This window comes from Klebsiella sp. RCJ4 (assembly GCF_009025755.1).
Taxonomy (GTDB): Bacteria; Pseudomonadota; Gammaproteobacteria; order Enterobacterales; family Enterobacteriaceae; genus Klebsiella; species Klebsiella michiganensis.
This window is the reverse complement of sequence record NZ_WCIN01000033.1, coordinates 1-14,629: the sequence shown is the minus strand read 5'-3', so window position 1 is coordinate 14,629 and position 14,629 is coordinate 1. Positions and strand designations below refer to the sequence as shown.

The following is a 14,629-nucleotide window of genomic DNA, read 5'->3' as shown; positions in this document are numbered from 1 at the left end:
ATAAGCTCTGACATGGTTTGCCCCGGCTTCAGCGCCGGGGCTTTTTTATCTCACCCTTTAGGGAAGATCCACAGGTCGCTGACGGGCAAGGCCAGATGGCAGCGCTCGGCATCGCGCAGCGCGCTGCCGTAGGCGCGAATGGCGAAATCATCGCCCTCGGTGCGAAACAGGTACTCCCAGCGGTCGCCGAGATACATACTGGTCAGCAGCGGCAGTGCCAGCATATTCTCCTCAGGCGCTGAGGCGATGCGCAGGCGTTCAACGCGGATCACCGCCGTCGCCTCTTCCCCCACCTTGACCCCCTCCCCGACCATCCCCCACAGCGCCCAGCTGGCGCCCTCAATTCGCGCCCGACCATTATCCAGAGCGGTGACGGTGCCATGCAGCCGGTTATTGCTGCCCATAAACTCGGCGACAAACAGCGTTCTCGGGCTACCGTACATCTCCTGCGGCGTTCCCTGCTGCTCGATCACCCCGTTATTGAGCAGCAGAATGCGATCGGAAATCGCCATCGCCTCGTTCTGATCGTGCGTGACCATCAGCGCCGACAGCCCCAGCTTGACGATCAGCTCGCGCAAAAAGACCCGCGCCTCTTCCCGCAGCTTGGCGTCAAGATTCGACAGCGGCTCATCCAGCAGAATCACCGGCGGGTTGTAAACCAGCGCCCGGCCGATGGCCACGCGCTGCTGCTGCCCTCCGGAGAGCTGGTGCGGATGGCGATTGCCAAGATGCCCCAGACCCAGCTGTTCAAGCACGGTCTGCACCCGCTGCTTGATCTCCGCGGCGGCAACCTTACGCAGCTTCAGCGGATACGCCACGTTTTCAAACACCGTTTTATGCGGCCACAGCGCGTAGGACTGAAATACCAGCCCCAGGTTGCGCGCCTCCGCCGGGATTTCGCTACGCGGGTTGCCGTCATAGACGCGGGTTTTACCAATAGTGATAATGCCGCTGGTCGGCTTCTCCAGCCCGGCGACTGCCCGCAGCAGCGTGGTTTTTCCGCTGCCCGATGGCCCGAGCAGCGAGACCACCTCTCCCCGCTTCAGCTCCATTGACACGCCCTTGAGCACCGGGTTATCACCGTAGGTCAGATGCAGGTTTTCTACCGATAATTCAATCATGTAATTTCACTCCAAAGCGCAGGGCGATACCCAGGCCCACGACCACCAGCAGAATATTAATGAAGGAGAGCGCGGCAACGATATCGATAGCCCCCGCCGCCCACAGCGACACCAGCATCGAACCGATGGTTTCGGTGCCCGGAGAGAGCAGATAAACCCCGGTGGAATATTCGCGCTCGAAGATAAGAAACATCAGCAGCCAGGAGCCGATTAAGCCGTAGCGCGACAGCGGAACCGTGACGTGGCGGGTGATCTGCCCGCGCGATGCGCCGGTACTGCGTGCGGCCTCCTCCAGCTCCGGCGCTACCTGCAGCAGCGTCGAGGAGATGAGCCGCAGCCCGTAAGCCATCCATACGACGGTATAGGCCAGCCAGACGCTAAAAATGGTGTTACGCAGCGCGCGCAGCTGAACGATCAGATGTTCACGCAGCCAGTCTGCCACCGGCAGCGCCGAGAGCCAGCCGTTTTTCAGCGACTGATCGAGCCACATCGGCAGAAACAGAAATACCCACAGAAACGCCAGCCCGGCCAGCAGCCCGGGCACCGCACGCGGCACCAGCACGCTATAGTCCAGAAAGCGCGTGACGTTATCCGGTTTGCGGTGCATCGCGATGCCCACGAACAGATAGCAGACCACCGCCAGCGCGCCGCCAATCACCCCAATCGCCATAGAGTTAACGATGGCGCGCAGCAGATTCGGCTGCTGCCAGATGTTACGGAACGTCGCCAGCGAGAGTTCATCCCACAGCGAAACGCCCACGCCCCAGTTTGAAATAAAGGCCCGCAGCGCCACGCCGATCAGCGGCACCCCAATGGTGACCGTCAGCCATGCCACCACCACAACCCCGGCGACCCAGCGCCACTTCCCCAGCGGCAGCGCGCGGGCCTGGGACGCTTTTCCCTTCATGGTGACAAAGCGGTTGGCGGTGCGCATCAGGCGGCGCTGGAGCATCACCAGCGGAACGGTGATGCAGATCAGGACCACCGCCACCGCCGCCATCAGGTGATAAGAAGGCGTACCGAGCTTGTTGGTGAGCTTATAAAGATAGGTCGCCAGCACCATGTTGCCTTCCGGATCGCCCAGCACCAGCATCAGGCCAAATACCTCCAGGCCGAGGAAAAACAGCAGTACGCAGGCGTAGAGTATCGACGGTCGCACCATCGGCAGGCTCACCGAGGTCATCACCTGCAGCGGCGATGCGCCCACCGTCCGCGCGGCCTCCTCGACATCCGATCCGACGCTGCGCAGCGCGGAAGAGATATAGAGATAGGCATGCGGAACGTGCGTCAGCCCGGCAATTACCACGATGCTGAACATCGAGTAAATATTCCACGGCACGAAGCCGATCAGCTGCTCGGCCCACTGCGAAAAGAAGCCCACCGGCCCGGCCGCCACCACGTAACCAAAGCCCAGTACCATCGGCGAAACGAAAATCGGTACCAGAATCAGCGGCTCGATAAACCGCCGCCCGGGCAAATCGGTACGTACCATTAAAAAGGCGAGGATCCCGCCGAGGGGGATGGCAATCGCCACCAGACCAAACGCCAGAATAAAGCCGGACTTGAGCGCCAGATAAAAATCCGGGTCGCTAAAGATGAAAGCGAAGGCTTCGAGGCTGAACGATTTCGTGCGGGCAAAAAAAGGCGCCGAGAGAAAGCTCTGCACCACGATAAATAACAGCGGGACATAAATCGCCAGCGCCGTCATCACGACGACGATACCGCGCGGCAAACCCTGCCATTTTCGACGTAAGACATTCATAAGCGATCCCTTTAAACCTGGCGGGCGTTAAGCGGGCTGCGCATCCTGAAATGATGCGCAGCGCCGGAGGGTTATTTCGCCGCGGCGGTACGCCACTGTTTGATAAATTCCAGTCGTTGTTTCGGCTCAAGATACGCCAGCAGCGTTTCATCGACCGGAATAGGCTTCAGCGCGCTGCCAAGCATTTTGGTCATACCGTCGATATCATTTTTACCTTCGATATCATTGCGCAGGGAGGGAATATCGGCCTGGTTCGCCAGGATGCTTTGTCCCTTTTCCGACAGCACGTAATCAAACCACAGCTTCGCGGCATTAAGGTGCTCGGCTTCTGCGGTAATAAAAGAGACCCGCGAGAGCACCAGTACATAATCTTTCGGATAGGAGATGCCGAGCGAAGGATCGTTTTTGGCCCGCGCCTCCGCGTAGGATCCGAGAATATTGTAGCCAATCAGGTTTTCCCCGGAGGAGACGCGCTCCATCATCGTACCGGTGGACGATTGCACGGTCAGGCCGCCTTTCGCTATGCCCGCCAGATCGTCAAAGTAGCTGACATCGGCTTTGCTGTCCTGTACCGCCAGCATAAAACCCAGACCCGATTTTTCAATGTCATAAGTCGTGACCTTACCTTTGAATTTATCGGCCTGGCCGGCGATCAGCTTCGCCAGCGCGGTATGCGAGTCCGGTACTTCGCCCTGAGGGATCAGCCGCTTATTGTAGATAAAGACCACCGGCTCGTAGGTCGTGCCGTAGGCTTTCTGTTGCCAGACCGCCCATTTTGGCAGCTTATCCCGCTCCGGCGAGGCGTACTCTTCGGCGTAATCGGTGGCAAGCTTCAGCGCCGTATCCATGGAAGAGCTCCAGACCACGTCGCCGCTGCCGCCGCCCGCCGCCTGTTCGCTGATATAGCGGTTGTACAATTCGGTGCTGTTCATATCGTTATATTCAACTTTAATGCCGGGATATTGCGCTTCAAAGCCTTTAATTAACGGGCCTGCGGCCTTGGTATCGGTCGTTGAATAGATAACCACTTTGCCTTCTTTAATCCCGGCATCCACCACCTTTTGATAATCCGCCGGATAGCCCTGAGGAACTGCGGCAAGGACCTGTCCGGAGATAGCTGCCGTCAGTGAAATCACTAAGCCACTAATTTTCATATACATAAAATCAACCTTTAGGCATCAATTATTAAACGTAAATTTAACATATAGTGGGACACCAGAGCCTTGCAACGCCGGGGTTTGTTTTTTTACGGCTTTTGTGACGCTGGCGTAATTTAAAGGAAGATTCGTGGGGCGCTGCTAAAGAGATAAAGGTTGTTGGGCGGGAATATTAAGAAAACATTAATTTTTTTGTTTTTTACCCCCTCAGTGTTGCGTTTTCTTGCACACAAAAATAATACCCGCTGGCGCCGGGCGAACATCAATCGCGCTTATGGATATTGCCATCAGGGTAAATTTTGCGATCGGCCTTACAATTGAGCTGTTAAATAACGTAATGAAAAGGCATTTCATCAAATGAACTCGCCATTCTCCTGAATTTAAAATGGAACCAGGCCTATGTAGCCAGAAAGCTATCTCCGCTATGTCCTTGACGTCATTGCTGGCTGGCGGGATTACCACTTAGCATTTCATACAGCGAGGGGGTGTTGTGTCCCTGTGGCATTAGTCCTCCTTCAGCGGCTGTAATGCAAAGTGGTTATTTCCGGCTTCCAGAACACGGGGTTTATCCGGATCGAGATCTTCACGTCTGAGAACCTGCTTCCAGGTATTGTTGACCATATCCGGATGGCGGAACAGTCCGGCCACCGCGACAAACTGCGCGCGTTCTTCCATTGGCATATCAAGATTCGCATCCCCACCCGGCTTTATCACCACGTCGCGGGTCGCCAGCAGGTCGGCTTTCAGGATCGTGTCGCCGTTCTTGAGGAGTTGCTGATAAACCGTTTTGTCGAAGTTTTTGCGGTCTTTCAACTGGTAGACACGAACCACCACCGGCTCAGACAGTGAGTTACTCTCGCGGGAATCCGTATTCAGTGCTTCACGGGCTATAAAATCCAGATGCAGCACCTTAATCTTCTTATAAAACACCGCCGTATACACCGCTTTGGTGCCATCCGTAATACTCTGCGTCACCCCACAGCCTGCCAGGCTGAACGCCAGTAGTGCAGATAGCCAGCACGCGGGTTTAATCAAATTTGTACTTAGCACGTCGATTTCCTTGTTGTGGTTTCGCAGGCGCCAGCCCGGTGTAGTAACCCAGTTCTGTCGTAAAGGTCAGCGGGAGATCGTCCGCAAACGCCCCCTCCTCCGCTCCCAGCACGCCGTTCATGCCGAGCCAGAAAGGTTCTTCGCCGAGCGGCGGGACGGCCAGCAGTCGGGTCCGGGTGGTCAGGGTGATCCTGGCCTTAAAACGCCAGCCGAGATAAACACGCAGCATCACCAGAAAATCCTGATACAGCAGACCATCCGGTTTCCAGCCCTGCGCTTCCTGTTCGTTATCCGTCCTGAGCGCAACCAGCAGTTGACTGCCCGCATCCATCGCTTCTTCCCCCAGCGGCGTATTGCCGTCCAGCAGAAAATCGTCATCGCCGTAAAAACCCAGCGGCTGGCCGATCTCCACCGGCCGCAGGCAGTACGGACTCACCTGCACCGTAGTATCCGGGGCCAGCAGTCTCACCAGCGCCTGCATCCCCTCCTGGGTTTTGCCGGGTTGGCGCAGCACACCGAGCAGCGCCAGAAAGCGGGATACCGGTGTGGCGATGTGGTTTGCGGTTCCCGGTATGCCCAGCCCCACCAGACCCAGCAGCGACTGCGAAATGCTGTCAGTTCCCCCTGCCTCAAACGTGGCCGGATAAGAGTATTTCCGCCAGATGCGGTAAAACTGCGTCAGGATGCGGTGGCTGAAGATATCCAGAAAGCCCTGTAGCACCTCATGCCCTTCACGGCACTGAGTGATGTCATCAAGATAGGCTGTCGGCAGGGGTGAGTCGACACCGTACATCCCCATAAAGGTTGTGCGGATGAGCGGTGGCCTGCTGTCATCATCCTCGTCATATTCGACAGCTTTCAGTTCGCTGCCCGGAAACCCCATCCCCGGATGCGGCGCAAACCGCACCGGGTCATCAGCAGGGTGGCTGGTTGACCCCATCAGCGGCCTGTCCGGATTACGCTTCTCCAGAAGCTGGCAGAAGCGATAAAAATTCATGCGGTGCAGGTCGGCTGCCAGCCGCGGGCTCAGCCGGGAATGCGGCGGTTGTGCTTCTCTTCCCATTCCAGGCGCTCTCCGGTCGGTTGCAGAATAATAATCAGGCGGTTAAACAGATAGATGTCGGTGTAGAGCGCGAAGAAGCGGCTCAGCATCTCGCCGAACAGGCAGATGTCGCCGCGCCCGGCAAAGCCGTGGCTGTCGAGCGTCACCTCAATCTGCACGCCGCGTACCAGGTAGCCCTGCTCAAATCGCCCGGTCTCACTGTGCTTCACGTCAATAATGGCTTCCAGGCGACGGCGGTTCATCTCGCTGTCGGTCCATTCATACAGCGCCAGGGTGCCGCGCAGCACATCGGCATTATCCATCATCGACAGAAACCCGCTGCCGAGGTGGCTCAGCACGCGCCAGTGAAAACGGTCCTGTGCCGGGGGATAGCAGGGCAGCGTCGGCGCACACAGGTTACGCACGGCGACGCTGGCCGAGGTGCTTTTCATCACCGTATCCAGCACGGTGCTTTGTAATGCGCGTCGCGGCAGCTGGCCATTGGTACCGGTGAGCGTGAGGGACAGGCTTTCGTTTTCCGGCACCGTGTGATTATCAAAGGCTTCGCCGCCGAGGATAAGCCAGGTGTTATACAGTCCTGACGGACCGCGGCGCACGCGGGTGTGGTAGTAATATTCCGGCGCTTCATGGCGCATCATGCCGCCTTTGTGGCGGAAACTGGAGAACGGTACATAGGTATGCTGGCTTGAGGATATCACCGAATCGACAGCATAAATCTCGGTATGGCCATCCTGCACGCGCATCGGGCGCAGCATGTATTCGGTCTGCAGTGAATTCAGCGTCAGCGGGTCAGATTCCAGCGGAAACAGGTTAATCACCGGCACACAGTTCAGGCGCAGATGTTTTTCGGTAAAGCTGAAGTCATGCTCCCAGCGCTCGGCCAGCACCACGTCGATTTCGAACCACGCGAGCTCAGCCGGAAAGACTACGGTCTCCAGCCCGCGCAGAGCCGTGAACATGAATTTTTCGCGGAAGGTGAAGTACTCCAGCAGCAACTGGTAGCCGCTAAAGCTGCTGCTGTCCTTCGGCCACAGCCCGTCATCATCACCGAATCCCAGCGCGGTGAAATACCCGTCGAGTGACTTTCTGTCCGTGTCACCCGGCATCCGCAGCCAGAGACGCGCCGTGTTCATGGTAAAGGCTTCATGCATGGCGCAGGCCAGCGGTGCATCAGCATTGAAGTAGAACGGGATCTGGCTGAGATCGGCACGACTCCAGTCGGCGAGATGGCTGCAGTTAAAGCGCAGGTTGATGACCGAACGCCCGTCAGGGGCAGTCGACAGACGGGCATGCTCCAGCGACAATGGCTGAAGGGAGATTTCTTTGGTGGTGGTGTATCGGCAGCGGGTAGCCTTTTCGCCGATCGGCTGCGAATTGACCTCGAAACCTTTGACGATACGCATCTTCTCTTTCATCTCGCGCCAGTCGGGCGTGAACTCCACCACCGACATCGACGGAATGGTGCGCAGGTATTGCGGCCACAGCAGGCTGACCAGCCCTTCGGTCAGTTCCGGCAGGTCGTCATCGAGTTTCTCGCGAAGACGACCCATCAGGAAAGCAAAGCCCTCAAACAGGCGCTCCACGTACGGGTCGCGCGCACCCGCTTTATCGAGATTGAGCATTGCCGCCTGCTCGGGGTGAGCGCGGGCAAACTCTTCGCCGGCTTCCAGCAGGTAGCGCATTTCGGCGTCGTAATAACGCAGGGTTAAGTCGTCCATATTTATTTTTGCTTTGTTTCCGTTGGATTCAGAGCACAGCTGCGCCCTGTAGTATCTTCAGCATAAGGAGAAAACACATAACGATGGCAGATGCTGTCGTTAGCCACCATAAGTACGTTGATGCCGGGAAGGGATAAATTTTGCGCCGCAGGGGCAACTGCTGGTGCTATGTAGCGAACCAGCATATTTCCGCCCACTGGCATTATTGTTCGGAATATGTCCCACTATTTTGTACGTGCCGGCATGTTTTCCGCAGGTCACATTCTCCTGCTCCCGGGCTACAGGGATCCCCATGACGGTATCGGTCGGATCACCTCCAAGAATTTTTCCACCACAAGTGGTCATGTCACCCTTTACCAGATAATAACCTTTCGCCATTTTTCCCATCCTGAGTTCATCAACCATTCAACCGCAAAGCACCGCACTGCCTGCCGCAGTCCGGCCAGAAGCTGGTCCATCTCTGGCTGTAACCACGTCTTATCGGTTTCACTACGTGCGGCTTTCACGCGCAGCAGTCTGAGGCGGCGCGATTTCACTTCAAACAGCAGTGCCGGCACCCACTGCGTGAGGGTTAGTGCCACGCGAAAAGATGCGGTCGCCTGCTCCGGTATTTCCAGCCAACTCTATTGCAGGTACAGACGTTTGAGCATCGCCCGCTGATCAGCCCGCGGCGTATGCCGGAGAGTTTATTGACCTCCTCCCGGATGAGCTGGGAATCATCGTCATATCCCGGCACCTCTCCCCTCGGACGGGTAGCGCTGACCGGGGCAAGCTAGGGCTGCCAGCTTTCCGTGCGTGCCTGCGCCTGCTGTCGCAGCAGATTTTCATTCGCCTGACAGGCAGTAACCAGATCCTGCAGAGTGTCCATCATTCAGTTCCGTCCATATCACTGTCTTCCGTTTTGGTCATCAGCGCCTGAGCCGTAGCCGCGCTGTCGACGCTGAATATCTGTTCCGGCAGCGTGAAGCCGCGCAGTGCCAGTAACGCCAGCGGCCCGCTGCCAAGCTGTGAACGCAGCACCCACTGCAGGGTATGACCATCCGGTGCGGTGAAACTCATCATCCACTGGCTGCGGTCAAGCTGCTGGCGCTTACCCAGGTCAAGCCAGCGAATAAAGCCCCAGGTCCCGCTGTAATCACCAAACAGACGCGCACCGGCATTGACGGTGGTCCAGGTCAGCATGGTTCCTGGCTTGTAAGTGTCGCCAGGCCAGCGAATGGACTGCCAGTCAGCCATCTGGTTAAAGTAGTGCAGCTTTTGCCCATCAATGGTCAGCTGCGTTTCCACCACCTGCGGCACAGGGCGCGCCTGCAGCTCAAAGGTAATGCCCTGATTGCCATCGGTAAACAGAATGTCCGACAGCTGGCTCAGCTGATTAATGGCCCGCAGGAAGGCCGGGTTGAAGCTCAGCCCCTGGCTGTTGACCTTATCCGGCACCCACTGGCTGCCCTCCTTGTGCAGCACACCGCTGAGCTCCGTCGTCAGGAAGCGCTCAATGCGCCCGCTGTCCTTGCGCACAAACTCCGCCAGCATCGGCAGGGAGGCATCACTTTTGCTGGCGGCAAACGGGAAACGACCGTCAAAGGCAGTTTGCCAGTTCGCGACAACCGAGCGGCTCCATTTATCATTCAGGCTGGCTGCCGACGGCTGAAGCACGGTCTCCCAGGCCTGAGTCAGCGGCTGCACAAACATTGTGCTGCCAAATCCGCTCCACTCCTCGCCAAGGCTTGCCGAAATCAGGCTGCCGTACTGCCAGGTGTCGGTGAGGTCCACGCTTTTGCCCTGGAATACGGTCTGCGCCAGGGTCTGCATCATCGCCTGCGGGTCAGAAGCGCTGGCTACCTGTTGCAGGCGCAGACGCACGCGGGTGATACGGGTCAGGTAAGTCTGCAGGCTCAGCGTGTTATCCGCCGACATCACGTTGCTGCCTTTGTTTTTGCCCAGCAGCTGAAGCAGCGGACCAAAGGTTTCATCCAGCGGCCCCTGCGGGCCTGATGCAGACTGGTCAATCACCGGTTTGTCTTTTCCGCCGACCAGGTCTTTGGCCGATTTGATGATGGAATCCGAAAGGCCTTCGCTTTGCTGGCCGGTCTGTCCCTGCCAGGCGAGCGTATTCATCAGGGCAATCAGCGGCGACTGGCGGACGTCACTCATCAGCGTCAGCTGATCGGTAACGTCTGCAATATTGTTCGCCGGATTAAGCTGCAGGCTGTTGAGGAAGCTCAGCCAGCTGCCGGCAAAGTCAGTGAAGTAACGCTGTGTCAGACGCGCTTTCAGGGCTTCCGGCGACAGGTCTGAGGAGACGGCTTTTCGGCTGTCGCTGAGCACCCAGTCGATTTCATCCCGGCGGGAATTCGCCGCCTTTTCGATGGCCTGCTGAATCCCCCCATCCCAGGCCTGGCGGGTAAACATTCCCGGCACCACCTCCTCGGTGGTAAACAGTCGCCGCGCATCGGTACCGCCAGTCATGTCCTCCAGAGACACATCGGCAAAGTTACGACGCACGGATTTGAGCATGTTCTCATACAGCGTGCTTTCCGCGTTGCGCCGTCCTATCTGCTGCAGCAGGACCTGGCGGCTCTGGCTGATCAGCTGCGCATCCGGCGTGATTACCCACTTTGGCTGCGCAGGCAGTTCGGAAATGTAAAAAGCCCACAAATCCGGCGCCAGGCTCTGCCACAGACCGGCTGAGATACCTGTCCGCGTCGGCTGCACGGTTTTCATGGTCTGTGCGTAGAATGCGCCGTCGGCTTTATCCGGCCGGGCCATCATCAGCCAGGCCTTCAGCTGGTCGTAGCCCGGTTTCGCCAGCTGCGCCCGCTGGTCGCTGTTGGGTGCAGAGTTTGCCAGCGCACTGAGCTTTTGCTTAAGCGCCTCATTTGCCGGGTCGCGTATCAGGCGGTTGTTGGCCACGCCGTACCAGGGGAGCATCGCGCGGAGCAACTGCTGGTTATGGTCCAGGCCGAAGCGCTGATACCAGGGGGCGCCCTCCTGAGCATTATGCTGCAGACGCCCGGCATCATTACGCAGAGTATGCAGGGCCGTCAGCTGGTTGTCCGATACGGAAGGATGCGCCACCAGGGCATGTGCCTGTTCGGCGACGGAGACTATCTGCTGGCGGTTGACCGTAAACGACAGCAGCATTCCCGCCCCCCAGACAACGATGATGGTCATCAGTGTCCAGGCAAGCGTCCTCTCCCACGCCATGCCGACACGGCGGCCCCGCACACGGGTGCAGTCGTCAACGATACCCTGCCAGGTCGCCGGCAGGGTCAGGGCATGGCGCTGTAATTCAGGGATATATTGCTCAGCATCGGCTGTTCCCGCTGACGTACTGGCGGATTTATTCTCCGGCAGGCTGAACATCAGGCCACGTAGAGGAACACGCTGCTGAGAGTCGTAGAGCCATGGCAGCAGTTGCTGAGCCCGGCGGACGATACCGCCGTCCTGGAGGTGCTGGCCCAGACGCAGCAGGAAGTCGTGGCTGTTGTTCTCAGCGACCTGGCTTACCCCCTGCGCCCGCAGGGCCGGGAGCATCCGCTCCAGCTGGCGGATAATATCGTCTTCTTTTGCGCGTAGGGGAAAACTTGCCCCCACAGCCTGCTCAGGACGCATACCCTGCGACCAGTTGCTGTCGCACAGCTGCCACAGCCAGACCGGGGCGGAATAACGCAGCAGTTCGCTGATTTTTTCCAGCCCGCGTAAATCGCTGTCGCTGATTTGCGGGGCCAGGTTAAGTGACTGCGGCATGACGCGGACAATCCCGTCCAGCGGGCGTCCGCGGCGCAGCTTGCGTAATGCGGTGTATTTTTCACGGTCAGGCTCCGGTGCCAGGCTGCCACCGTAAATCAGCACGGTGCGGTTGCCTTCGAGCCACTGCTGCTGTTGCAGGCCGGGAACCAGCTGTTCGATTGCGGCTTCATCGCCGGTAATCAGCAGCAGGCGGACTTTGTGGTACCAGAAAAGATGGTAACGGCGGCGGAGGTGATCGCGAATTTGTTGACGGGTCGTCACTGCAGCAGATACGGGTGTTACATCTTTCTTTGGTGGCGTCTTAACATCATCACCCTGCGCATTTTGCCGCTCTTTACTGAAGCTACGTTTACCTTCAGCTCGCGCACCAAAGAAAAGAAATACTCCAGTTATGGCCAGTGCAATACTTGCTGCCACAGAACCGCTCAACCAGGCATACCAGGCGGAGGTTTCCCTGATGAGCTGTAGCCTTTCAGGCAGCCAGTAGACGATACTCACCACGGCAAGGCTGCAAACCAGCACAATTAACACCAAAAGCCAGAACACAATTTCCGGTTTTTTAAATAGCGAGAGGAAGCGCCTCATGCTTCGCCCTCCTTAGTGGAAGACGCAGGGGATACAACCATATTCCAGACCTTTCCAGTTTGTTGATCGCGGCTAATCAGTAAGTGATGTGCCGGTTGTTGTTGTATTGATTGTGTGGCACCTGCCACGGCAAGCCAGAGTGATGCGTTACCAGGATCACCCAGAAAATCATTGAAATTATGAAAACCCATCTGCGGGTCGACATTTTTCAGACCTGTAGCACTAATGCCTTTCATCAAAGCGGCATGCGCTTCGGTTTCAGCATCAACCCCACTAAGCCAAAGATGCTCCGGCTTTTCGGCGCCAACCGGCACCCAATCGAGCGCCTGAGTAATGGCATAGTGCAATGCGTCAGGCTCTCCTTCTCCGGCTTCCGGGCGGTGAAGAAAGGCCAACGGCGGAAGGATATCCTGCGTCAGTCGGTTCCCCAGCAGTATTCCGCTTATAGCTTCAGCGGACATTGAGGTATTGAGCGGTGCGTATTGCCACGACACCACCAGAAGGACAGCCTCGCTGCGGATATGATGGTCGAGCCAGTGATCAATCGCCTGCGCACCGCTCCCGGCAAGGGTAGAAACAGATTGCTGAATACCTGACTGCCGCAATGCGTCCCCAAAAAGGGCGAAGGCTTCCTCCTCAGATATAGACGAGGAGTGCTCCAGAAGCACCATTACGGACTTGTCTGCTGGCAGGAAAGACAGCGGCTGCGCCAGTTTGCGGATTAGTGCCCTGAATAACGCCTGAAGATGCTGCTCTTCTTTGGCTCCCCCAGTACGGGCTATCTGACTCAGACGGGTATCTTCCTCCCCGCGCCAGGATTGCTGGGGATAAAAGACATTCTCATTTTTCACGAGATTGCTGCCAATGGCCGTGAACGGTTTATTCGCAGAGGAGTGTGCCGTGCAGCATTCGGCCGCCAGAATTTGCAGCGCACGTCTGCCCCGGCGAACTTCTTTGAGGATCGTCTGTTCCCGCTCCCTGTCCCGGGCATTGGCGGAAATTGCACGCAGCAGATAAATCACGAACAAAATAAACAGCAACCCACCAAGCATAATCGCGGGAGCGCCCACGGTCAGCAACACGTTATTTTTACCCGTCACCAGACGGGAAATGACGATACAGAAACCAATCAGGATCATCAGCACCATCATCCAGCGAGAAAATTTGGGAGATGCAGGCCTGGCGCTGACATCAGGCATATTTTTTAGATCGACAGGCATAGTACGATTCTTGTTTTGAAGTAACGGCAATGGATAGCAGGCTGGCTGCATTCAATGAGCAAACTCACCAGATGCCTGCCAGGGGGTTATTTTACAGAGTCAGTTAATATTTTTTGGTGTGAAACGGATGGTTGTTTGCCATCAGGAGCGGTGGTGGATTCCCACTCCCACTCTTCCGGCCATTTATCTGCTTTTCGTGGACGCCAGCTGTCGGGTCTGCCTTTATTTTTGGGCTCTGCGGGTACTGGCTCGCCTTTCATATACAGACAGAGGAAACTCCAGACTTGCTGTAACTCTGCGGGTTCTCCGTCTGCAAGCTGAAAACGATGGATGACATTATACGTTCCCGGTTCGCAGACCGAGCCCCATAGCTGATGGCCCGAACGGTAGCGATCGCTGCAATACCGGATTTCACCGTGAACATCAGCCCAGTTATATCGGGTGATAATGACCGGCCATTTCATCCAGGGGATAGGATCTTTTTTATATTTAAAGACATAAATATTTTGTCGTCTGCAGTTCAGACGAATTGGCTGATCGCGAGGTGTAACGAATGCAATTTTCAAACAAAAAAATGCCAATGTCGATAAAACCACAACGCTCAATATTGCCAAGCAAGGTATTGCGTAGCCATCTACGTATTGCAGCATCAAAGCACACATAGTTAACATAAACCCTAAAAACAAAAGCACTACTAATGCTAATGGGAACATGCCCCACCAGGTCATCCCTTTATCATAACGGGGGATTTCAAGATACACATCATTTATCTTGTTCATCCAGATAAGCCGCGGAGGCACCAGTTGTGGTTCACGGCTTTCCGGCATATCCGTTTTCCAGGCACTGACGGGAGGGTTAAGCTTCGGTTTAGCGCGAACAAATAAATTGTCGGTCATTTCCCTTTCCTTGTTGACTGTCCATAATATCACTTATTCCGGCAGCGTTTCACGAGACCGAATAACAGGAGTGCTACCATCTGGTGCGGTGGTGGATTCCCGCCCCCACTCTTCCGGCCATTTGTCTGCTTTTCGTGGACGCCAGCTGTCGGGTCTGCCTTTATTTTTGGGCTCTGCGGGCACTGGCTCGCCTTTCATATACAGGCAGAGGAAACTCCAGACTTGCTGTAACTCTGCGGGCTCTCCGTCTGCAAGCTGAAAACGATGGATGACATTATACGTTCCCGGTTCGCAGACCGAGCCC

10 protein-coding genes and 1 pseudogene are annotated in these 14,629 nt (G+C 56.7%); all 11 read right to left on the bottom strand.

Translation table 11 applies throughout. The annotated features are described in order from the left end of the window. Positions 1-50: 50 nt before the first annotated feature. Positions 51-1,121 carry an ABC transporter ATP-binding protein gene (locus F8562_RS11185; RefSeq protein ID WP_014838694.1) on the bottom strand — a complete coding sequence of 357 codons (1,071 nt, stop codon included), beginning with the start codon at positions 1,119-1,121 and terminating at the stop codon, positions 51-53. Further along, positions 1,114-2,883, bottom strand: a complete 1,770-nt coding sequence (locus tag F8562_RS11180; RefSeq protein WP_014229644.1) for an ABC transporter permease — start codon at positions 2,881-2,883, stop codon at positions 1,114-1,116. The genes F8562_RS11185 and F8562_RS11180 overlap by 8 nt, the downstream gene beginning before the upstream one ends. A 71-nt stretch (positions 2,884-2,954) precedes the next feature. After that, positions 2,955-4,043, bottom strand: a complete 1,089-nt coding sequence (locus F8562_RS11175) for an ABC transporter substrate-binding protein (protein ID WP_014838695.1) — start codon at positions 4,041-4,043, stop codon at positions 2,955-2,957. A 501-nt stretch (positions 4,044-4,544) separates the two neighbouring features. Next, positions 4,545-5,090, bottom strand: coding sequence for a type VI secretion system lipoprotein TssJ (gene tssJ, locus F8562_RS11170; protein WP_014838696.1), 546 nt, complete (start codon positions 5,088-5,090; stop codon positions 4,545-4,547). Further along, positions 5,068-6,153 (bottom strand): type VI secretion system baseplate subunit TssG, encoded by a 1,086-nt coding sequence (tssG, locus tag F8562_RS11165; RefSeq protein WP_014229647.1) that lies wholly within the window; start codon positions 6,151-6,153, stop codon positions 5,068-5,070. Before tssG ends, tssJ begins: the two co-directional genes overlap by 23 nt. Continuing rightward, positions 6,117-7,871 (bottom strand): type VI secretion system baseplate subunit TssF, encoded by a 1,755-nt coding sequence (gene tssF / locus F8562_RS11160; RefSeq protein ID WP_014838697.1) that lies wholly within the window; start codon positions 7,869-7,871, stop codon positions 6,117-6,119. The genes tssG and tssF overlap by 37 nt, the downstream gene beginning before the upstream one ends. Positions 7,872-7,979: 108 nt before the next feature. Beyond that, positions 7,980-8,249: pseudogene (locus tag F8562_RS11155) on the bottom strand (PAAR domain-containing protein); the annotation flags it as partial. 489 nt (positions 8,250-8,738) lie between these two features. Next, the gene (locus F8562_RS11140; RefSeq protein WP_014838699.1) at positions 8,739-12,209 is read right to left on the bottom strand and encodes an ImcF-related family protein; all 3,471 of its coding nucleotides are present in this window, start codon (positions 12,207-12,209) and stop codon (positions 8,739-8,741) included. After that, positions 12,206-13,429 (bottom strand): hypothetical protein, encoded by a 1,224-nt coding sequence (locus tag F8562_RS11135; RefSeq protein WP_179294846.1) that lies wholly within the window; start codon positions 13,427-13,429, stop codon positions 12,206-12,208. Before F8562_RS11135 ends, F8562_RS11140 begins: the two co-directional genes overlap by 4 nt. A gap of 86 nt (positions 13,430-13,515) precedes the next feature. Beyond that, a complete protein-coding gene (locus tag F8562_RS11130) occupies positions 13,516-14,325 on the bottom strand; it encodes a DUF6708 domain-containing protein (RefSeq protein WP_151891909.1) in 810 nt (269 codons plus the stop codon). A 33-nt stretch (positions 14,326-14,358) separates the two neighbouring features. Further along, the coding region (locus F8562_RS29445) for a DUF6708 domain-containing protein (protein ID WP_319644007.1) at positions 14,359-14,629 on the bottom strand (271 nt) is incomplete at its 5' end.